Genomic DNA, 20,542 nt, shown 5'->3' with positions numbered 1-20,542 from the left:
GCCGACTTCAATCGACCCGTTTGCCCGCCTGATCGAACCAATGCAGCTTTTCGGACCTGGCCACGACGCGCAATTGGTCGCCTGGCTTGGCGCTGGCGCGGCCTGAGACGCGCACGACGATGCGGTTGCCGGCTGCCACGCAATGGAGAAAGCTTTCGGCACCGACCGGTTCGACCGCTTCCACTGTTGCCGGCAGCGCGAGCGCGCCGGCCGGCGCCTCTGCCGCGAAGGTGATGTCGGCGTCCTCCGGGCGAAAGCCTAGTGTCACTGCCTTGCCCTGTCGAGGCGCCAAGCCAATCACAGTACCGTCCGCCAATACCGAGCTTGGGGAGGCCCCTGTGAGCGCCAGCAGATTCATCGGCGGTGCGCCTATGAACGAAGCGACGAAGGTCGAGGCCGGTTTCTCGTACACATCAAGCGGCGCGCCGGTCTGCTCGACCAGGCCGGCGTTCATGACGACGAGGATGTCGGCCAGCGTCATCGCCTCAAGCTGGTCGTGCGTGACATAAACCGAGGTGACGCCAAGCGAGCGCTGCAGATTCTTGATCTCGATGCGCATCTGCCCGCGCAATTTCGCATCGAGGTTGGACAGCGGTTCGTCGAACAGGAAGACCTTCGGGTTGCGCACGATGGCGCGACCCATGGCGACGCGTTGGCGCTGACCGCCGGAAAGCTCGCGCGGGCGCCGGTCGAGCAGCGCCGAAAGCTCCAGCACCTTGGCAGTCGAGCGTACCCTGCTGTCGATCTCGTCATTCGGCGTGCCGCGGTTGCGCAGGCCATAGGCCATGTTGTCATAGACCTTCATATGTGGGTAGAGCGCGTAGTTCTGGAACACCATTGCGATGTCGCGCTCGGTCGGGCCAATGGCGTTGACCACCTTGCCGTCGATGGCGACTGTACCGGCAGAAATCGTCTCCAGCCCGGCGATCATCCTCAGCAGCGTAGACTTGCCGCAGCCGGAGGGGCCGACCAGCACGCAAAGCTCCTTGTCGGGAATGGCGATGGAAACGCCCTTCACGGCCTCGACGCCGCTGGGATAGATTTTCCTGACATCCTTCAGATCCACGGTCGCCATCGGCTTCTCACTTTTCGGATTCGACCAGACCGCGCACGAACCAGCGTTGCATCAGCACGACCACCAGGATCGGCGGCACGATGGCCAGCATTGCCGTGACCATCACCAGGTGCCATTGGGTGTCGGCATCGGCGAAGGAAACCATCTTTCTCAGCGCGATGACGATGGTATTCATGTCGTTGCTGTTGGTGACGAGCAGCGGCCAAAGATACTGCGTCCAGCCATAGATGAAGAGGATCACGAACAGCGCGGCGATGTTTGTCCGCGACAGCGGCACCAGAATATCGAAAAAGAAGCGCCATGGCCCGGCACCGTCGACACGCGCCGCCTCCACCAATTCGCCCGGTATGGTCATGAAGAACTGGCGAAACAGCAGCGTTGCGGTGGCTGAGGCGATCAGCGGGACGATCAGGCCGGCATAGGTGTCGATCATGCCGAGATCGACCATCACCTTGTAGGTCGGCAGGATGCGCACCTCGACTGGAAGCATCAAGGTGATGAAGATCAGCCAGAAGAAGGTCATGCGCAGCGGAAAGCGAAAGAACACGATCGCGTAGGCCGACAGGATCGAGATGAAGATCTTTCCCACCGCAACGCCGAGCGCCATGATCATGGTGTTGAGGAGCAGCCTGCCGACGCTGACCCCGCCGATACGACCGATGCCGCCGAACAGCGCCTCGCTGTAATTGTTCCATAGCTGGCCGCCGGGCAAGAGCGGCAGGGGCGGCCTGAGGATCGTTTGCAGCGTGTGCGTCGAGGCAACGAAGGTGTAGTAGATCGGAAAAGCCACGATCAATATGCCGAGGATGAGCACGGCATGGGCGATGAAGGTGCGGAGCGGGGACTGGCCGATCATCGCTGCCCTCAGCCGTAATGGACTTTGCGTTCCACATAGCGGAACTGGATCGCTGTGAGCGCAATGACGATGGCCATCAGGATGACCGACTGCGCCGCCGAATCGCCCAGGATCAGATTGACGAAGCCGTCATTGTAGACCTTGTAGACCAGCGTCTCGGTCGTCTTGCCCGGCCCGCCGCCGGTGACGGCATGAACGATGCCGAACGTGTCGAACAGGGCATAGACGGTGTTGACGACCAGCAGGAAAAAGCTTGTCGGCGCAAGCAGCGGGAAGACGATGGTCCAGAAGCGCTTGGTTTCGCCGGCGCCGTCCATGGCCGCCGCTTCGATCAGCGTTTTCGGCACCGCCTGCAGGCCGGCGACGAAGAACAGGAAGTTGTAGCTGATCTGCTTCCAGGCAGCAGCCGACACCAGCAGGATCATGGCGTGGGTGCCGTTGAGCAGCGGGTCCCATACGATGCCGAGGCTTCTCAGCAAATAGGCCAACGAGCCGATCGAGGGATTGAACAGGAAAAGCCAAAGCATGCCGGCAATCGCCGGCGCCACGGCGTAAGGCCATATCAACAGTGTGCGGTAGAGGCCTTTGCCGCGCACGGCCTTCTCGGCCATGACCGCGAGCAGCAGGGCCACAACCATGGCAACGATCGCGGTCGCAAGAGAGAACACTACGGTGACCTTGATCGAGTTGAGGTAGGCCGGATCGGCCAGCACCTTCCGGAAATTGGCAAACCAGACGAACCTGCTCTTCAGCCCGAACGGGTCTTGCCTGAGCATCGACTGGTAAAGCGCCTGACCGGCCGGCCAGTAGAAGAAAACCAGGGTGATGGCGAGCTGTGGCGCCACCAGCAGGTAGGGCAGGATCTTGTTGGGAAATACGACGCGTGGAGACAGGCTGATTTCCCTCGCTATCCAGGTGTCGCCCACGCGAGCCCGCGTGGGCGATATTCCAACCGACTAACCGAGATAATCCCGTCAGTTCTCCAGCGCTTCCTTGATCGCGACGTTGCCGCGCGCAACCGCATTGTCGAGTGCCTGCTGGGCGGTTTGCTGGCCGGCCAGCATCTTCTCCAGCTCCTCGTTCTGGATATCGCGCACCTGCGGCAGATTCGGCAGGCGCACGCCCTTCGAGTTGTCGGTCGGCGCCTTGCCCGTCATCTGCAGGATGGGTGTCTCGCGGCCGGGGTTTTTGTCATAGAAGCCTGATTTCTTCGTCGCCTCATACGCGGCGAGCGTCACAGGCAGGTATCCCGACTTCTGGTGCAGATATTCCTGCACATCGGTCTTGGACAGATAGGCAAAGAAGGCGGCGACACCCTTGTATTCCTCGTCCGACTTGTTGCCGAACACCCACAGGCTGGCACCACCCGGCGTCGTGTTCTGTGGTGCGCCCTTGGCGTCGGTATCATACGGAAGCTGGCCGATGCCATAGTTCATGCCGGACTTGACGATATCGCCGAGGCCGCCCGACGATTCGGTGAAGATGCCGCATTCGCCGGCGAGGAATATCTGCTTGGCTTCGGAGGTGCGTCCGCCATATTTGAACGTGCCGTCCTTGGCCAGGCCAGCGAGCGCCTGGAAGTGGTTGACGAAAATCGGCGCATTGATCTTGAGTTCGACATCACCTCCAGCCAGGCCATTCTGCTGGGTGGCCCAAGGCACGTCATTCCACGCCGCGAAATTCTCCAGGTGGATCCAGGTCAGCCAGGTCGAGGTATAGCCGCAAGGGGCGGCGCCGCTCGTCTTGATCTTCTTGGCAGCTTCCCACACCTCGTTCCACGTCTTGGGCGGATTGTTCACGTCGAGGCCTGCCTTCTGGAAGATGTCCTTGTTGTAATAGAGGATCGGCGAGGAAGAGTTGTAGGGGAACGATAGCATGGTGCCGTCCGGCTTCGAATAATAGCCGACGATGCCGGGCAGATACTGGCTCTTGTCGAAAGTCATCCCGGCGCCGGTCATCACATCGGCCACCGGCTTTATCGCACCCTCGGCCGCCATCATCACGCCGGTGCCGACGTCGAACACCTGGAGGATATCGGGCGCTTGCCCGGCACGAAAGGCAGCGATGCCGGCATTCAGCGTCTCCGGATAGGTGCCCTTGAACACCGGAACGAGCTCATAGTCGCTCTGGCTGGCGTTGAAATCCTTGGAGATCTTGGCGACGACCTCGGCGTTGGCGCCGGTCATGGCGTGCCACCAGCTGATCTGCGTGACGGCGAAGGCGGAGGTGGTGGAAAGCAGGGTCACGGTGGCGGCGATACCGGCCGCAAAGCCGAAGAACTTCATGTTTCATCTCCCGTTTGTCATTGGCGAAAGGGGCACTTCCGCAAAGCCAATATGTGGCGCTGATGACAATCGGACAACGGTTTTATTGCGGATCAATGAACATCATTCCTTCCTAAAGTGCACTCGCTACTGAAACCGGGCGCCAGAAATCACATCACCGTCTTTTTGGGCGCAGCGGCGTCGGTTTTCCCCCGAAAAGACCCGCCGCATGGCCCACGGGTTAACCATTCGTTAAAATCTCCAAGAGCTAATCAGTCACACCTCCCCTGTTAATTTTGGCAGACCGAGTGAACCAGGATGCTGACGGTCTATAATTGTATTGTAAGTCAGCACGATCCGAGACTGGTTGCGCTTGCCGCACTCATCTGTGGAATTTCTTGCTTCTCGGCGGTTAATCTCCTTAAGCATGTCGGCCGATCGACCGAGCGAAACCGGCTTGTCTGGCTGATGATCGCCGCGGCCTCGACCGGGTTCGGCATATGGGCGACGCATTTCATCGCCATGACCGCGTTTACGCCGGGAATACCGAATGCATACAATCCGGGATTGTCCGCCTTTTCGCTTGCCGCCGCCATTATCATGACCGCGCTTGGGATGTGGGTCGCCACCTTGCGCCGCGGCATCGACCATTTCCTCGTCGGTGGCGCCATTCTGGGCGGCGCCATCGCGACGATGCACTACATCGGCATGGCAGCTTTCGAGGTCGAAGGCCGGGTCGCATGGAACCTGCTCCTTGTCGCGATATCGCTTCTGGCCGGCGTGACCCTCGCGGCACTGGCGCTCCTTGTCGTCTTGCGCCGTCCGTCAGCGCTCGCGACTTTCGGCGGCGCCGCGCTTTTGACGCTGGCGATTTGCAGCTTGCATTTCATCGCGATGGCTGCGGTGTCGATCATTCCGGATTCCTCGATTGAAATATCCGAACATTCCATCGAGCCCATTTCCCAGGCCTTTGCCGCAGCGGTCGCCAGCCTGATAATCCTTGTGCTATCGGGTGCCGCGCTGTGGATCGACCTGCGCTTTCGCCGCCAGAAGCTCGAGGCCGATCGCATGCACGATCTCGCCAATGCGGCGGTGGAAGGTCTGATCGTTTGCGATGGCACCCGCATTGTCAGCGCCAATGACAGTATGGCGAAGCTGACCGGAACAGCGACAGCCACCCTGAACACGATGCAATTCGGCGAGCTTTTCGACGGACAGAGCGCAGCCGATATGTCCGGCTTCGGCGAACAGGCGCAGGAAGCGAAGGTAAGGGGCAGCGACGGGGCGAGAATTCCTGTCGAGCTGATCGCCAGGAAAATCACCTACTGCGGCAGGCCTCATACGGTGCTTGCCGTTCGCGACATCCGTGAGCGCAAGAAGGCAGAACAAGAGATCCTCCGCCTCGCGCATTTCGATCCGCTTACCGGGCTTGCCAATCGGCGGAGCTTTTCTTCCCGGCTGGAAGCAGAATTCGCCTCAATGGATCGTGGCGGCAAGGATGGACATCTGGCGCTCCTGCTGCTTGACCTCGACCGGTTCAAGCAAGTCAACGACCTCTATGGCCACGGGGCCGGCGATGCTATGCTGCAGAAGCTGGCGCACTGCATTTCCGGCATCCCGCGCCACGGACAGATGCTCGCGCGTCTCGGCGGCGATGAATTTGCCATCATAGCTCCGAACCTCCCCGACCCCCTGGCCGCAGGCCGGATAGCCGAGGACTTGCTGGCGGCGATCCGGGAGGAAAACAGGGTTTCGGTCGGCTCCGGCCTCGTCTCGGCCAGCATCGGCATCGCCTTCTTTCCGCTGGATGCCGAAGACCAGGCCGGCCTGATCAGCCATGCCGACACGGCACTCCATCGCGCCAAAACCGAAGGCAGGGACACTTATCGGTTTTTCGAGATAGCCATGGGCACCGCGGCCCGCGACAAGCGCGTGATGGAGCATGAATTGCGCCAGGCGATCGCCCGCAAGGAGTTCCACCTCGTCTATCAGCCGCAGAAGGAGATCCGCGGCGGCAGGATGATCGGCTTCGAAGCCCTGGTCCGTTGGCAGCACCCTGAGCGGGGTGACATTTCTCCGGCCGTTTTCATCCCCGTGGCCGAGGACAGTGGCGCTATCGCGCAGATCGGCGACTGGGTGCTGACGACGGCTTGTAACGATGCTGTTCGCTGGACAAACCCGCTGATGGTCGCCGTCAACGTCTCCGCCGTGCAACTTCACAATCCGAATTTCAGCCGCAAGGTGCACGACGCATTGACGAGATCCGGCCTGGCCCCCGGCAGGCTCGAACTGGAGATCACCGAAACGGCCCTGGTGAAGGACATGCCGCGCGCGCTGGCAACCTTGAGGCAGGTCAAGGCGCTTGGCGTGCATGTGGCGATGGACGATTTTGGCACCGGCTATTCTTCGCTGTCCAACCTCAGCGCCTTTCCCTTCGACAAGATCAAGATCGACGGGTCGTTCATCAAATCGGTCGACAAGAACGCCCAGTTCGCGGCGATCGTTCGCGCCGTGCTGGGGCTTGGACGCGGTCTCGGCCTACCGGTTCTGGCAGAAGGCATCGAGACGCCGGGTGAATTGCAGTTCCTAGACGCCGAGGCTTGCGAGATCGGGCAAGGCTACTACCTCGGCAAACCGGCTCCGATCGAGACATTCGGGGAACTGACGGGCGTGGCCGCTCCGGCAATCCGCACCGCCAGCCGACGCGGCGCAAGCATTGCCGTGCTCAAGCCGCGCCTGCGCACGGTCTGAGCCTATCCCGGCTGAAGCGCCGCCTCGACCAGACGCTTGGCATCCGGCCCCGACCATTCGGCCGGGCCATTCATATGGGCGATCAGGCAGCCTTGCCCATCGATCAGCATGGTGACCGGCAGACCGAGCGCCAGGCCGCGCGTCTTGACGTCGTTGAACAGCGCCATCGTGGCATCGCGATAGTAGCCGAGCGACTTGACGCCGGTGTCCTCCAGGAACTTCTTCGGTTTGGCATCGTCGCCGGCATCGACGTTGACGGCAACAACCTGAAACGCATCGCTGCCCATCTCCTTCTGCAGCGCATCGAGCGCGGGCATTTCGGCGCGGCAAGGTGCGCACCATGTCGCCCACAGATTGAGCAGCACCGTCTTGCCGGCATGATCGGCGATCGTCGTCGGCTTGCCGTCGGGGCCGTTGAAGGCAAGGCTTTTCAGCGATTGCGGCGGATCCGCCGGCAAAAGCGCGGCAACCTGGCCGGTGGCAGCGGCGGCGATCTTCTTGGCACGGTCGGTCTTGGCGGCGCAGGCGACGTCGTCCTTGCCGCCGCCGGCGGCCACTTGCGCGGGCGCCTTGTTGCCAGAACTGCTTTCCCTGACATATACCGCGACCGCGCCGGCCAGCACGCCCGCAACCAAAGCGGCGAGGATGAGACGCAAAGCCGGGAAAAATCTATTGCCGTCTGCCATTTTTCAAAAACTGCTCCGGAGCACGGGTTATAGCGATGAACGACAAGAAGGCCAGCAACCAGATGTGGGGCGGACGTTTTGCCTCGGGTCCGGCCGCAATCATGGAAGCGATCAACGCATCGATCTCGTTCGACCGCAAACTCTATGCGCAAGATATTCGCGGCTCGATCGCCCATAGCCAGATGCTGGCGCAAACGGGCATTATTTCGGCGGCCGACCAAAAAAAAATCGCTCACGGGCTGAACACGATCCTGGCAGAGATCGAGGCTGGTACATTTGAGTTTTCGACCAGGCTGGAAGACATCCACATGAATGTCGAGGCCCGTCTGGCCGAGCTGATCGGCCCCGCCGCTGGCCGCCTGCATACCGCCCGCTCGCGCAACGACCAGGTGGCGGTCGACCTCAGGCTGTGGGTCAAGGACGAGTGCTTTCGCGTCACCGAGGCGCTGAAGGGCCTGATCACGGCGTTCCTGGATCGGGCCGAGGAGCATGCGGCAACGGTGATGCCGGGCTTCACCCACATGCAGGCGGCGCAGCCGGTGACCTTCGGCCACCACTGCATGGCTTATGTCGAGATGTTTGCACGCGACCTGTCGCGCGTCCGCGATGCGATTGAGCGGATGGATGAAAGCCCGCTCGGCGCCGCCGCCCTCGCCGGCACCAGCTTTCCCATCGACCGGCACCAGACGGCGAAGGCGCTTGGCTTCCGCGAGCCGATGCGCAATTCGCTCGACAGTGTTTCGGACCGCGATTTCGCGCTCGAGTTCCTGGGCTTGGCGGCGATCTGCGCGACGCATCTGTCGCGGCTGGCCGAAGAGATCATCATCTGGTCGACGCCGCAATTCGGCTTCGTCAGGCTATCGGATAGTTTCTCGACGGGTTCGTCGATCATGCCGCAGAAGAAGAACCCGGACGCTGCCGAACTGGTGCGCGGCAAGACCGGCCGCGTCACCGGCCATCTCGTCGGCCTGCTGACGGTGATGAAGGGCATGCCGCTGACCTATGGCAAGGACATGCAGGAAGACAAGGAATCCGTCTTCGACGCGGCCGAGACGCTCGACCTGATGCTGGCGGCGATGACCGGCATGGTGCGCGATATGACGGTGAACACTGCCGCGATGAAGAATGCGGCCGGCGCCGGCTATTCGACTGCGACCGACCTCGCCGACTGGCTGGTGCGCACGCTCGGCCTGCCGTTCCGCGAGGCGCACCATATCACTGGTCGGGCGGTGGCGCTGGCCGAGGAGAAGAAGGTCGGGCTCGACAGGCTTTCGCTGGAGGATCTGCAGTCCATTCACCCCGGTATCGGCGCCGACGTGTTTTCGGTTCTTGCCGTGCAGAATTCTGTAAAGAGCCGCACGAGCTTCGGCGGCACCGCGCCGTCCGAGGTGCGCAAGCAGATCCGCTACTGGAAAAAGCGGCTCGCCAAGGCGTAAGACGCGGGGTGCAATGGCCGCAAAACTCGGCTAGAAGCGGCTGCGGGCAACAGTTTCGGACGGATGGCACGATGACCGGAAGCAGGATTTTGGTGACGCTGACGCTGCTGGCGGCAATGGCCACCGTTGCGGCCTGCGGCAGGAAGGCTGCGCTCGACACGCCGTACGCGGCAGCCGTGCAGGCCCGCAAGGACGCCGAGAAGGTCAAGCAACCCTTGCCGCCGGAGCCGGAAAAACCTGTCGAGGACAAGAAATTCATCCTCGACCCGCTGCTCTGATTTCGGACCAATCTCGTGAACCATTTCGACTACCGCGACGGCGCGCTGCATGCCGAGGACGTGGCGATATCAGACATCGCCGCCAGCGTCGGCACGCCGTTCTACTGTTATTCGACGGCGACGCTGACCAGGCATTTTCGCGTCTTCACCGAGGCCTTTGCCGGGCTCGATGCTCTCGTCTGCTATGCCATGAAGGCGAATTCCAACCAGGCCGTGCTTAGGGTGCTGGCAAGGCTCGGCGCCGGCGCCGACGTGGTCTCGGAGGGCGAATTGCGCCGCGCTTTGGCGGCCGGCATCCCGGCAAGCAAGATCCTGTTTTCGGGCGTCGGCAAGACCGCGCACGAAATGGATTCTGCGCTCTCGGCCGGCATTCTCTGTTTCAACGTCGAATCCGAACCGGAGCTGGAGCTGCTGTCGGCCCGCGCCACCGCGCTGGGCAAGATCGCGCCGATCTCGCTGCGCATCAACCCGGATGTCGACGCCAGGACGCACAAGAAGATTTCGACTGGGAAGGCCGAGAACAAGTTCGGCATTCCGTGGCAGCATGCGCGGAAGGTCTATGCGCGCGCGGCTGAGCTGACGGGCATCAAGGTCACCGGCATAGACACCCATATCGGCAGCCAGATCACCGAATTGCAGCCCTTCGACGACGCCTTTGCGCTGCTGGTGGAGCTGGTCGGCGCCTTGCGCTCCGACGGTCATGCCATCGAGCACATCGATGTCGGCGGCGGCCTTGGCATTCCCTACCGCGTCGACAACAACCCGCCGCCTTTGCCCGATGCCTATGCCCGGATCGTCAGGAAACATGTTGCCAAACTTGGGCTGAAGGTAATGTTCGAGCCAGGCCGGCTGATCGTCGGGAATGCCGGCATCCTGGTGTCGGAAGTAATCTTCGTGAAGGAGGGCGACGCCAAGAACTTCCTCGTCGTCGACGCCGCGATGAACGACCTGATCCGGCCGACGCTTTACGACGCTTTTCACGACATCAAGCCGGTGGCGCAGCAGCCGGCCGCTGCACCACGCATGAAGGTCGACGTCGTCGGCCCGGTTTGCGAGACCGGCGACTATCTCGGGCTCGACCGTGACCTGCCCCGGCTGAAATCCGGCGACCTGATCGCTGTCTCCACCGCCGGCGCCTATGGCGCCGTTCAGGCCGGCACCTACAATACCAGGCTGCTGGTACCGGAAGTGCTGGTCGACGGCGACCGCTTCCACGTTGTGCGTCCGCGCCAGACCTATGACGAGCTGATCGGACTGGACTCGGTGCCGGACTGGTTGGAGTAGAACTCTGCAGCTACAGCCGGTGCTGAATGAGCGCCCTGATTTCGGCGATTCTGTCCTCATTCCGGCGATAGAATATCCACTGCTTGATGCGCTTGCTGCGCAAAAGCCCTGCCTGGGTGAGCACGCGCATATGCTCGCTGAGCGTAGCCTGGGTGATCCCCAGCCTCTCCGCCATCAGCAGCGCGCAGACGCCGTCCTCGACCAGATCGCCGTCCGTCTGCGGCGGAAAATGCGCCCGCGGGTCCTTGAGCCAATCGAGGATCTGGAGCCTGCGCTCGTTGGCAATCGCTTTGAAAACGTCGACCTCTTGCATTTAGGCACTTTGCCAAGTTACTAAGTAATGTCAACTCTGGGAGTGAAAGCATGCTGCACGGCCACACGATCACACGCGAGCGCATTGCGGCGATAGAACCCCGCATCCGGCCCTTCGTGCGCCACACGCCGGTGCTGCGCGTCGACATGGCCGATTTCGGCCGCCCGCCCCTGCCTGTCGACCTGAAGCTTGAGTGCTTGCAGCATTCCGGCTCGTTCAAGGCACGTGGTGCGTTCACCAATCTCCTCGAACGGCCGGTTCCTGCGGCCGGCGTCGTCGCCGCGTCGGGCGGCAACCACGGTGCCGCCGTCGCCTATGCCGCCATGCGGCTCGGCCACAAGGCGACCATCTTTGTTCCCGAAGTGAGCCCGCAGGCCAAGCTGGACCGCATCCGCGGCTACGGCGCCGAGTTGATCGTCGGCGGCGCCCGTTATGCCGAGGCGCTGGCCGCCAGCGAGAGCTTCGCCGAAAGATCCGGCGCGCTGCAGATCCACGCCTTCAACCAGGAGGAGACGCTGGTCGGGCAAGGCACGCTCGGCCTCGAGATCGAGGCCGACCTGCCGAAGCTCGACACCCTGCTGGTCGCCGTCGGCGGCGGCGGGCTGGTCGGCGGCATCGCTGCCTGGTTTTCCGGCCGCATCAGGATAATCGCGGTCGAGCCGGAGGGTGCGCCGACGCTTCATCGCGCCTTCGAGGCGGGCCGACCCGTCGACGCGCCGGCTGAGGGCATCGCCGCCGATTCGCTCGCGCCAAAGCGTGTCGGCGAAATGATGTTTCCTATCGCCGAGGCATTCGTCGAGCGCTCGATCCTGGTCGGCGACGACGACATTATCGCCGCCCAGGCGGCGCTGTGGGACCGCGTGCGAATCATCTCCGAGCCGGGCGGTGCGGCCGCCTTCGCGGCGCTCCTGTCCGGCCGCTACGCACCGGCTGCAGGCGAGCGCGTTGCCGTACTGGTCTGCGGCGCAAACGCCAATCCGGCGAAATTCTGACAATATCCGGGGCATTATTGTTCACGTTTTGGGGAACCGCCTCGCCTTCGCCGTGTTTGTTGGTATCCTTAGGGCGATGTGCATCCGCTTGGACGCACGGAGTACGCGCTAAGATTTTAGGTCTTCGCATCGTGCTTCCCGAAAATCGACTTTTCGGGCCCATGCGATAGATTCGTGAGGCCTGGGCTATCCCGCCCGGCCAGGAAGGGCCGATGACACAACGACCCATTTTCACCAGCGATCGCAGTCTGGCCAGGCGCCTTGCCTTGAGCCGGCTGGGGACGCAGGTCTCGATAATCGTCGAACGCGGCTGGCCATTGCTGCTGCCACTGATCATCGTCGCCAGCCTGTTCCTCAGCATTTCGTGGCTCGGCCTGTTCCCATTTTTGCCCGATCTGGCGCGGATCGGTCTTATCACGGCATTCGGCGTCGCAGCGCTTGCCGCACTCTATCCACTGCGTTTCTTCCGCACGCCATCCAGTGCCGAGGTCGACCGCCGCATCGAGGCGGCCAACCGATTGCTGCACAGCCCGGTGCAGGTCCAGACCGATCGCCCGAGCGGCAAGGAAAGCATTTTTTCGCAAGCCCTGTGGCGCGAGCATCAGCGGCGCATGGCGGACCGGCTGGGCGAGCTTGGCGGCGACGTGCCGCGCACACGCGTGCCGGAACGCGACGCGTGGGCGCTGCGCGCCGTTGCCGCGCTTTTGTTGGTCACTGCCTTTGCCTTCTCCTTTGGGCCATCGGGCGGCAGGCTGAGCGACGGTTTTGTTGCCCGTGCCGCCCGCGACGTCGTGCCGCCGCGCATTGATGCCTGGGTGACGCCGCCGGCCTATACCGGCAGGCCGCCGGTATTCCTGAACGCCCCGGTCCTGGCCAACAACGCCACTCAAGCGCCGCCGACCTTCACGGTTCCGGAGGGCAGCGATGTGTCGCTGCGCGTCACCGGCGGTTCGGGCGAGGAAACGCTGAGCTACGCCGACACCGGCGGCAACACCCGCGCCATCGATCCGACCGGGCCGCAAGCCGCCAAGACTGAGGCAAGTCCGGCACCGCCTTCCACCGTGCGCCAGTTCAGCGGCAAGTTAACGGCCGACGGCACGCTGACGCTGCAGTCCAGCGACGGCGAGCTCGGCCGCTGGGCCTTCGCCATAATTCCCGACAAGCCGCCGCAGATCCGCTTTGTCGGCGAGCCGAAGCGCGCCGTCAACGGCGCCTTCGAACTCAACTACCAGATCGACGACGACTATGGCGCGGCCTCCGCCAAGGCGGTTTTCGCATTGGCCGATCCGCAAGTGCCCAACGCGCATCCGCTCTATGGCCCGCCGGAAATGCCGCTGACGTTGCCGCGCCGCGGCGGCAAGGCCAATGCCGCTAAGACGACGAAGGATCTGACCGACCATGTCTGGGCCGGTGGCAACGTCAAGCTGTCGCTTGTCGTCACCGACGGTGCCGGACACACGGCGACCAGCGAAACCAAGACGCTGGTGATGCCGGAGCGGCCATTCTCCAACCCGTTGGCGCGGGCTGTGGTCGAGCAGCGCCGCATGCTGGCGCTCGACGCCTATGCCAAGGACCGCGTGCTCGACCTGATGGATGCGATCACGCTCAGGCCCGAAGACACGTTCGACAACATGACGCACTATCTCGCCATCATGAGCGCCCGCACCCGGCTGAAGATGGCCGACAGCGACGACCAGTTGCGCGACGAGGTCGCTTACCTCTGGGAGATCGCGCTCGGTATCGAGGAAGGCAATCTTTCGGCGGCCGAGAAGCGGCTGCGTCAGGCGCAGCAGGCGCTGCAGGACGCGATCAAGAACGGCGCCAGCGACCAAGAGATCGAGAAGGCGATGAAGGAACTGCGCGAGGCGATGAATCAGTTCCTGCAGGAATTCGCGGCGCGGGCGCAGCAGAATCCGAATGCGCCACAGATGCAGCAGAACGGCCAGGAACTGCGCCAGAGCGACATCGACCGCATGATGGACCAGATCGAGAACCTGGCGAAATCCGGCAATCGCGACCAGGCGCAGCAATTGCTGTCGGAGCTGCAGGACATGATGAACAATCTGCAGGCAGGCCGCCAGCAACAGGGCGGTCAGCAGGACAGCGAGATGCGCCAGCAGATGGACAAGCTGGGCGAAATCATGCGGCGCCAGCAGGAGATGATGAACGACACTTTCCGCATGGACCAGATGCAGCGCGGCCAGCAACAGCGCGGGCAGAACCGCGACGAGCAGCTCGGCGAGAACAGTGAGCCAGGCCCGATGGGCGAAGAGGGCAAGCCCGGCCCAGGTGACGACCGCGATCCGCTCGGCCGGCCGAACCCGATGACGCCGCAGGAATTTGCTGACGCGCTGAAGCAATTGCAGGAAGGCCAGGGCAAGCTGCAGAGCGAGCTCGATCAATTGAGGAAGAGCCTCGAAGGCATGGGCCTCGACCCCAATGAGGGGTTTGGCGAGGCCGGCAAATCCATGGGCAATGCCGAACAGGCGCTCGGCGAGGGCGAAGGCGACCAGGCCGTCGGTCACCAGGGCCGCGCATTGGAAGCCTTGCGCAGGGGCGCCAAGGACATGATGAAGCAACTGCAGGCGATGCAAGGCGACCAAGGCGGCAACGGCCAGGGCGGACGCCAGCAGAATGCCGACCGTGACCCGCTCGGGCGGCCCCGCACCAGCGAGGGTCCCGATGACGGAAGTTCGGTGAGAGTGCCTGACGAGATCGATGTGCAGCGTGCCCGCCAGATCCTCGAAGCGATCCGCAAGCGGCTCGGCAACGCACTCAGCCCCGATATCGAGCGCAGCTATCTGGAGCGGTTGCTGGAGCTGAAGTAAGGCTGCCCCCAATATTCGGAAGATCGCCGTGCGGTCCGTGGAGGCCGCCACCGCCGGACTGAGCGGCACGTTTTAACGGTTGGTGAACGCCTCGCGGATCGCCTCTTCCATGCCGTCGATGGCCTCGCCGGAAGCGTTCGGATTGCGCCGCAGCACCACGTTCGAGGAATCGATGTCGCCGAACCCGTCGGCGGCCGTAAGCTCGCGGCAGCCGGCCGGGATGTTGCTGCGCGAGATCGGCGCAATCGCCAACCCGGAGGTGACGGCGAGCCGCAGGCCGCCATTGGTATCGCTGGTATAGGCGACACGATAGGCGAGACCGCGCTGTTCCAGCGACTTTATGGCGAAATCCTTGCACCAACCGGCACGGTTGTAGAGCGCGATCGGCACCGGCCGCTCCTCATGCATGTGATGCAGCTCCGACGTCACCCATACGGTCGGGTCATGCATCAGCACCTCACCGCCTGACAGATCCTGCCATTCGAACACCACCGCCAGATCGAGCTCGCCGGCGGCGAGCGCCGCGATCTGCGCACCGGAATGCGCGTAGCGGACGGTGATGTCGACCTGAGGATGGCGCTTGGCAAAGGCGCCGAGTGCCCGCGACAAGATCGCGTGGCCATATTCCTCCGGGATTCCGATGCGCACCGGCCCGCCAAGCGGCGCCGCGACCATCGATGCCGCCGTCTCGTCGAGCAGTGAAACGATGCGCCTGGCGTTGGCGATGAGTTCGCCGCCGCGCTGCGTCAACACTACACCGCGCGATCCGCGCTCGAACAGGCTGTCGCCGATCATGCCTTCGAGCCTCTTCATCTGCATCGAGACCGCCGACTGGGTGCGGCCGGCCCGCTCCGCCGCTTTGGTGAAATTGCCGGTGTCGGCGACCGCCACGAAGGTGCGCAACAGGTCGCTGTCGAGATTGGGTCGCATGTGCCCGTCATAAGAAAATCTGATTGCTGGCATCATTCCAATTCGTTTGCAACATGTCAAACGGCGGACGATAGTCGCCTTACCCATTGGATATGCGGCCGCGAAATCGGCTGCGGACCAATCAAAAGTCCTCACTCGTACCCGCTGCCCGAAACGGTGGCGGGTTCTTTTTACCTGGATGCAGGCCTGCTTTCGGCCGCGCACGCGGGAGACAGGAGCGCCTATGCAGAATCGGCTTGTGCTCGGCATCCTCAGCCTCTGTCTCGGCGTGCTGGTCTTTTCGCTGCAGGACCCGCTGGTCAAGGCGGTGTCGAGCCACTATCCGGTCACCGAGGTGATGGCGATCCGCTCGATCGTCGCCCTGCCGATCCTGGTTTTCCTCGTCCACGCCGATGTCGGATTGCAGGCGATCCTGTCGAAGCGGTTCGGCATGCTGACGATGCGCGCCTTCATCCAGTTCACCTCCTACACGGCCTACTATCTGGCAATCGCCGCCCTGCCGCTGGCTGACGCGGTGGCGCTCTATTTCATGGCGCCGCTGTTCATCATGGCGCTGGCCGGCCCCTATCTCGGCGAACGCGTGTCCTGGCAGGCGCTCGCCACCGTCCTGGTCGGCATGCTCGGCGTGCTGGTGATGGTGCGCCCGGGCGCCGGCTTGTTCGACTGGGCAGCGCTGCTGTCGCTAGGTTCGGCTCTGCTCTACGGTTTCTCGCAGCTGATGGCACGCAAGATCGGCGACACCGAATCCTCGACTGTCATGGCGTTCTATCAGAACGGCGCCTATCTGGTCGGCGCCGCCTTGGTGGCGGCATTGTTTTGGCTGGCAGGCATTGACCACGCCGTGCATCCGAGCCTCGAATTCCTCGTCCGGCCATGGGTCTGGCCGGCGACGCCGGACCTCCTCAAGATGGGGGCATGCGGCTTCGTTGCCTCGGCCGGCATGATCCTGTTGTCGCAGGCCTACCGGCTGGCGCCCGCCAACAGCGTCGCCACCTTCGAATACACCGGTATCATCTGGTCGCCGCTATGGGGTTTTCTGTTCTTTGCCGAGGTGCCGCGACCAGCGACGGCGGCCGGCGCAGCCCTCATCATCGGCGCCGGGCTTTTTGCGCTCAATGCCGGCCGGCACCGGAGCGGCGTGCCAGCCAATACGGCGACCTGCGACCCTGCCTGAAGGCGGTCGGCCTTGGACTTAGGCGAAGCAGGCGAGCGCCTGTTCGACGCGGGCGCGGATTTCAGCCAGCGTGAACGGCTTTTGCACGACGTCGAGAATAATGCCGTCCAATTCGTCGGCGCGCTCGCGCTGGTCGGCATAGCCGGTCATCAGCATGATCTTCATCGCCGGGAACAGCGCCGCTGCCGCCTTGGCCATCTCGATGCCGTCCATCTCCGGCATGCGGATGTCGGACAGCACAAGGTCATAGCTCCCTTGCGCCGCCCGGATCAGAGAAAGGCCGTGTGCGCCGTCCGCGGCGACAGTGACATTATGCCCGGCGCGCTCGAGCGCGCGAGCGGCGAGAGTGCGGACGGATTCATCGTCCTCGACGATCAGGAGATTTGCCATGGGCAGGATATTTGGCGAGGAAAAGTTGATGTTTCCTGAAAGCCAGGAAGGCCATGAGGCCTTTTCAAAATTCGCTCCGCCGAGTCATATGACGTGGTTTTCGAGACCCGGAGCGGACGTTCGAGTCCGTGAGCACCGGAAGCGCAGAAAACCGCGTCAGATGACCGCCGGAGTAGAATTTTCAAAAGGCCTCAGGCGTCGCCCTTGACGATGCCGACGAACGGCAATTCGCGAAACGCGTGGGCGACGTCCATGCCATAACCGACGACGAAATAATCGGGGCAGTCAAAGCCGACATAGTCGGCGTTGAGCGTGGTCTGGCGGCGCATGCGCTTGTCGAGCAGCACGGCGATGGCACAGCTCCTTGCGCCGCGCGACAGCATGAGGTCGCGGGTGAAACTCAGCGTCTTGCCGGATTCCAGAATGTCATCGATCAAAAGCACATCGCGACCGGCGACCTCGTTGTCGATGTCGCGCAGCACCCTCACCTCACCGCTGGTCGTGCCGGCGCCATAGCTGGAGATGAAGATGAACTCGACCTCCGGCGACAGGCCGACATCGTGCATGGCACGGATAAGATCGGCGGCGAAGATGAACGATCCCTTCAGCACCGAGATTACCAGAAGGTCGTGGTAGTCGTGCCCGGCGATCTCCTTGGCAAGTTCCAGGTTCCGCCGCGCGATGGCGGACGCCGAAAACAGGACTTCGATTTCCTTGCCGCGCACAACTGGCATTGGCTGCCCTTCCAGAATGATCGCCTTTGTAGGCGAAGCCGACCGAAACGGTCTTCAACCCGTTTCTAGGCATGTCGTGCCGTCTGGCAAGGCCAAATCTTTCGCAGGGCACCCGCGAACGGTCGGATGTCCCACCGTCGCGAATCGTTTATCTGGTGACCTGTTGATTTTCTGGCGCCGCTCTAACGAACCAGCGCATGGCCGCCCGAAATCCAGAAGGCGGCAAAGACGGCACCGACGCCGACAATCCAGAAGATCGGCCCACCATGCACCCACAACGGCCGTTCGACGGCGGTTTCGGGCTTGCGCAACATGTCCATGCCTTCGATCGAAGGCATGGAAATCATGCGCGCAGGCGGCGGCGCAAAGTCTTGACGTGTAAAATGGCGGGGCAGCACCTCATAGTCGGCATCGATGACCTCGGCGGTCACGTCGCGCATGATGCGTTCCGGCTCGGCGGCCGGATCGGTCATGATTTCGCCGGAAACCGGGCGCGCGGTTCGATCCTCAGCCATCATGGCCCAACACTACCGCACCTGTTCGCTGTTCGTTTCTTTTGGGTAAACGGAAATGGTTAACGCTTCCCCACCGGAACCCCTGTGACTCGCTCGAAAAGCCCCCAAATTAACCGTCGGTTAACCATGCCGGCCGATGGTCTTTCCACAGAAAGGGCTGGCATCTTGCCGCCGAGAATTTCAGGTCGTCGAAAGTGATCCGCTTCGAAAATGTCGGCCTCCGCTATGGCATGGGTCCGGAGATTCTCCGCGACATCTCCTTGCACATTCCGGAGCGCTCGTTTCAGTTCCTGAGCGGACCTTCAGGCGCCGGCAAGACGACGTTGCTGCGGCTTTTGTTCATGTCGCTGAAGCCGACGCGCGGCCTGATCACCATTTTCGGCAAGGACCGCTCGCGCATCTCGCGCACCGAATTGCCGCATCTGAGACGTCGCATCGGCGTGGTGTTCCAGGATTTTCGCCTGCTCGACCATATGACCACCTACGAGAACGTGGCATTGCCGCTGCGCGTGCGCGGCCGCGAGGAGGCGACCTATCGCACCGACGTCACCGAGCTGCTGAAATGGGTCGGCCTCGGCGAGCGCATGCATGTGCTGCCACCGGTGCTGTCTGGCGGCGAGAAGCAGCGCGCCGCCATTGCCCGGGCGTTGATCGAGCAGCCCGAGATCCTGCTCGCCGACGAGCCGACCGGCAATGTCGACCCGCCGCTGGCGCGACGCTTGCTGCGGTTGTTCATCGAACTCAACCGGCTGGGCACCGCCGTGGTGATCGCCACACACGACCTCGGCCTGATGGAACAGGTCGACGCACGGCGAATGATCCTGGCCGGCGGAAGGCTGGACATCTATGACTGAGCTCTCCGTCGAACATTTCGAGGGTCAGGACGCCGCGGCGGCAAAGCCCCGCGTCCAGCGCAAAATGGCGCCGATCGTGCCGGCGCAGAACATCGCCGGCCGGGCGCTGGTGCTGGTCATTGCCATCATGACGTTTCTGTCCTGTCTGACGTTTGGCGCAGTCACGCTGGTGCGTGACACCGCCTCCGTCTGGGAGAACCAGATCTCGCGCGAAGCGACCATCCAGATCAAGCCGGTCGACGGCCTCGACATGGAGGCCGCACTTGCGCTGGCCTCGCAGATCGCCGGCGAATTCCCTGGCGTGAAAAGCGCCAGGATCATCGATCGCGAAGCAACGGCCCGACTGCTCGAGCCTTGGCTAGGCTCGGGCCTGAACATCGATGAGCTGCCGGTGCCGCGCTTGATCATCATCACCATCGACGAGAATAGTCCGCCCGATTTCGCCGCACTGCGCGCGGCGATCACGCCGAAGCTGCCGAGTGCCTCGCTCGACGATCATCGCACCTGGGTCGACCGGCTGGTTGCCATGGCCCGCACCACGGTAACGATCGGTATTGCAGTGCTGGCGCTGATGCTGTCGGCGACGGTGCTGACCGTTGTGTTCGCAACGCGCGGCGCCATGGCCGGCAATGGCCACATCATCGAGGTGCTGCATTTTGTCGGCGCCGAGGCGCGCTTCATCGCGCGCGAATTCCGCCGGCATTTTCTGGTCACCGGCATGAAGGGCGCCGCGGCGGGCGGCCCCGCGGCGATCCTGGTCTTCATCGTCTTCTCCTGGTGGTCGTCACGCAACATGGCAACGCCGCAGGCCGACCAGGCGACCGCCCTGTTCGGCAATTTCGCCATCGGCTCGGCGGGTTATCTCGGGGTCGCTGTCATGGTGCTGGTGATCGGCGCGCTGACGGCGGCAACCTCCCATTTCACCGTGGTTACCTATCTCAGCGACATCGACATTCGCCAGCCGGACGCCGGCTAAAGGAAAGATCGATCACGGATGAAAACGCATCGTCACGAAAATTGCATTTTTTTCCTACCAAAGGCCGTATTTCGGGATTAACCATTTCATGATGGACGTTCGGGACTCGACCGATACCGCTGGATGCATGCCAGTGCTGGTTGCGCGCCCGCCTGTATTCGCCGAGCCTGATGAATTTGCCAAGCCGGATCAGTTCGCCGAACGTG

19 protein-coding genes are annotated in these 20,542 nt (G+C 62.9%); 9 read left to right on the top strand and 10 right to left on the bottom strand.

What is annotated here, in order from left to right; translation table 11 throughout:
* Positions 1-7 precede the first annotated feature (7 nt).
* The 4 genes from ugpC to ugpB form a co-directional block, all read right to left on the bottom strand.
* The gene (gene ugpC, locus NKH04_RS04015; protein WP_352831667.1) at positions 8-1,075 is read right to left on the bottom strand and encodes a sn-glycerol-3-phosphate ABC transporter ATP-binding protein UgpC; all 1,068 of its coding nucleotides are present in this window, start codon (positions 1,073-1,075) and stop codon (positions 8-10) included.
* 7 nt (positions 1,076-1,082) lie between these two features.
* On the bottom strand, positions 1,083-1,931 hold the full coding sequence (gene ugpE, locus NKH04_RS04010) for a sn-glycerol-3-phosphate ABC transporter permease UgpE (RefSeq protein ID WP_352540185.1): 849 nt from the start codon (positions 1,929-1,931) through the stop codon (positions 1,083-1,085).
* 8 nt (positions 1,932-1,939) lie between these two features.
* A complete protein-coding gene (gene ugpA, locus NKH04_RS04005) occupies positions 1,940-2,824 on the bottom strand; it encodes a sn-glycerol-3-phosphate ABC transporter permease UgpA (RefSeq protein ID WP_352678081.1) in 885 nt (294 codons plus the stop codon).
* Positions 2,825-2,905: 81 nt separating this feature from the next.
* Positions 2,906-4,216: a sn-glycerol-3-phosphate ABC transporter substrate-binding protein UgpB gene (ugpB, locus tag NKH04_RS04000; RefSeq protein WP_352489428.1), complete on the bottom strand. Its 1,311-nt coding sequence runs from the start codon at positions 4,214-4,216 to the stop codon at positions 2,906-2,908.
* A gap of 297 nt (positions 4,217-4,513) precedes the next feature.
* Between ugpB and NKH04_RS03995 the strand changes: the two genes are divergently transcribed.
* Entirely contained in the window at positions 4,514-6,946 is a 2,433-nt protein-coding gene (locus tag NKH04_RS03995; protein ID WP_352849983.1) for a bifunctional diguanylate cyclase/phosphodiesterase, read from the top strand.
* 2 nt (positions 6,947-6,948) lie between these two features.
* Here the strand turns inward: NKH04_RS03995 and tlpA are convergent, their stop codons facing one another.
* Positions 6,949-7,632: a thiol:disulfide interchange protein TlpA gene (tlpA, locus tag NKH04_RS03990; RefSeq protein ID WP_023677933.1), complete on the bottom strand. Its 684-nt coding sequence runs from the start codon at positions 7,630-7,632 to the stop codon at positions 6,949-6,951.
* Between the two features lie 35 nt (positions 7,633-7,667).
* Here tlpA and argH point away from each other — a divergent pair, with 35 nt between their 5' ends.
* The 3 genes from argH (at position 7,668) to lysA (ending at position 10,630) form a co-directional block, all read left to right on the top strand.
* On the top strand, positions 7,668-9,068 hold the full coding sequence (gene argH / locus NKH04_RS03985) for an argininosuccinate lyase (protein WP_352540187.1): 1,401 nt from the start codon (positions 7,668-7,670) through the stop codon (positions 9,066-9,068).
* A 71-nt stretch (positions 9,069-9,139) separates the two neighbouring features.
* A complete protein-coding gene (locus NKH04_RS03980; protein WP_352831665.1) occupies positions 9,140-9,346 on the top strand; it encodes a hypothetical protein in 207 nt (68 codons plus the stop codon).
* Positions 9,347-9,361: 15 nt separating this feature from the next.
* Positions 9,362-10,630, top strand: a complete 1,269-nt coding sequence (lysA, locus tag NKH04_RS03975; protein ID WP_352831663.1) for a diaminopimelate decarboxylase — start codon at positions 9,362-9,364, stop codon at positions 10,628-10,630.
* A 10-nt stretch (positions 10,631-10,640) separates the two neighbouring features.
* On the opposite strand, the gene NKH04_RS03970 is transcribed toward lysA, so the two are convergent.
* Positions 10,641-10,943: an ArsR/SmtB family transcription factor gene (locus NKH04_RS03970; RefSeq protein WP_352471409.1), complete on the bottom strand. Its 303-nt coding sequence runs from the start codon at positions 10,941-10,943 to the stop codon at positions 10,641-10,643.
* Positions 10,944-10,993: 50 nt separating this feature from the next.
* Between NKH04_RS03970 and NKH04_RS03965 the strand changes: the two genes are divergently transcribed.
* A complete protein-coding gene (locus tag NKH04_RS03965) occupies positions 10,994-11,935 on the top strand; it encodes a threonine/serine dehydratase (protein WP_352540190.1) in 942 nt (313 codons plus the stop codon).
* Positions 11,936-12,147: 212 nt separating this feature from the next.
* A complete protein-coding gene (locus NKH04_RS03960; protein WP_353044024.1) occupies positions 12,148-14,763 on the top strand; it encodes a TIGR02302 family protein in 2,616 nt (871 codons plus the stop codon).
* A 72-nt stretch (positions 14,764-14,835) separates the two neighbouring features.
* On the opposite strand, the gene NKH04_RS03955 is transcribed toward NKH04_RS03960, so the two are convergent.
* A complete protein-coding gene (locus NKH04_RS03955) occupies positions 14,836-15,693 on the bottom strand; it encodes a LysR substrate-binding domain-containing protein (protein WP_352831662.1) in 858 nt (285 codons plus the stop codon).
* Positions 15,694-15,916: 223 nt separating this feature from the next.
* Between NKH04_RS03955 and NKH04_RS03950 the strand changes: the two genes are divergently transcribed.
* Positions 15,917-16,867, top strand: a complete 951-nt coding sequence (locus NKH04_RS03950) for a DMT family transporter (RefSeq protein WP_352471417.1) — start codon at positions 15,917-15,919, stop codon at positions 16,865-16,867.
* Between the two features lie 18 nt (positions 16,868-16,885).
* Here NKH04_RS03950 and NKH04_RS03945 read toward each other — a convergent pair whose 3' ends face one another.
* From NKH04_RS03945 to NKH04_RS03935, 3 genes are all read right to left on the bottom strand, one after another.
* Complete coding sequence (locus NKH04_RS03945) at positions 16,886-17,257, bottom strand: response regulator (protein ID WP_352540192.1); 372 nt, start codon at positions 17,255-17,257, stop codon at positions 16,886-16,888.
* A gap of 191 nt (positions 17,258-17,448) precedes the next feature.
* On the bottom strand, positions 17,449-17,991 hold the full coding sequence (hpt, locus tag NKH04_RS03940) for a hypoxanthine phosphoribosyltransferase (protein ID WP_352616025.1): 543 nt from the start codon (positions 17,989-17,991) through the stop codon (positions 17,449-17,451).
* Positions 17,992-18,173: 182 nt separating this feature from the next.
* Complete coding sequence (locus tag NKH04_RS03935; RefSeq protein ID WP_353044023.1) at positions 18,174-18,506, bottom strand: hypothetical protein; 333 nt, start codon at positions 18,504-18,506, stop codon at positions 18,174-18,176.
* A 194-nt stretch (positions 18,507-18,700) separates the two neighbouring features.
* Here NKH04_RS03935 and ftsE point away from each other — a divergent pair, with 194 nt between their 5' ends.
* The gene (gene ftsE / locus NKH04_RS03930; protein ID WP_023677923.1) at positions 18,701-19,360 is read left to right on the top strand and encodes a cell division ATP-binding protein FtsE; all 660 of its coding nucleotides are present in this window, start codon (positions 18,701-18,703) and stop codon (positions 19,358-19,360) included.
* Positions 19,353-20,336, top strand: coding sequence for a cell division protein FtsX (locus tag NKH04_RS03925; protein WP_353044022.1), 984 nt, complete (start codon positions 19,353-19,355; stop codon positions 20,334-20,336). The genes ftsE and NKH04_RS03925 overlap by 8 nt, the downstream gene beginning before the upstream one ends.
* The last annotated feature ends 206 nt before the right edge of the window (positions 20,337-20,542 follow it).

Source organism: Mesorhizobium sp. M1365 (genome assembly GCF_040317865.1).
In the GTDB taxonomy this organism is placed as follows: domain Bacteria; phylum Pseudomonadota; class Alphaproteobacteria; order Rhizobiales; family Rhizobiaceae; genus Mesorhizobium.
This window is presented reverse-complemented; position numbering and strand designations above follow the sequence as displayed.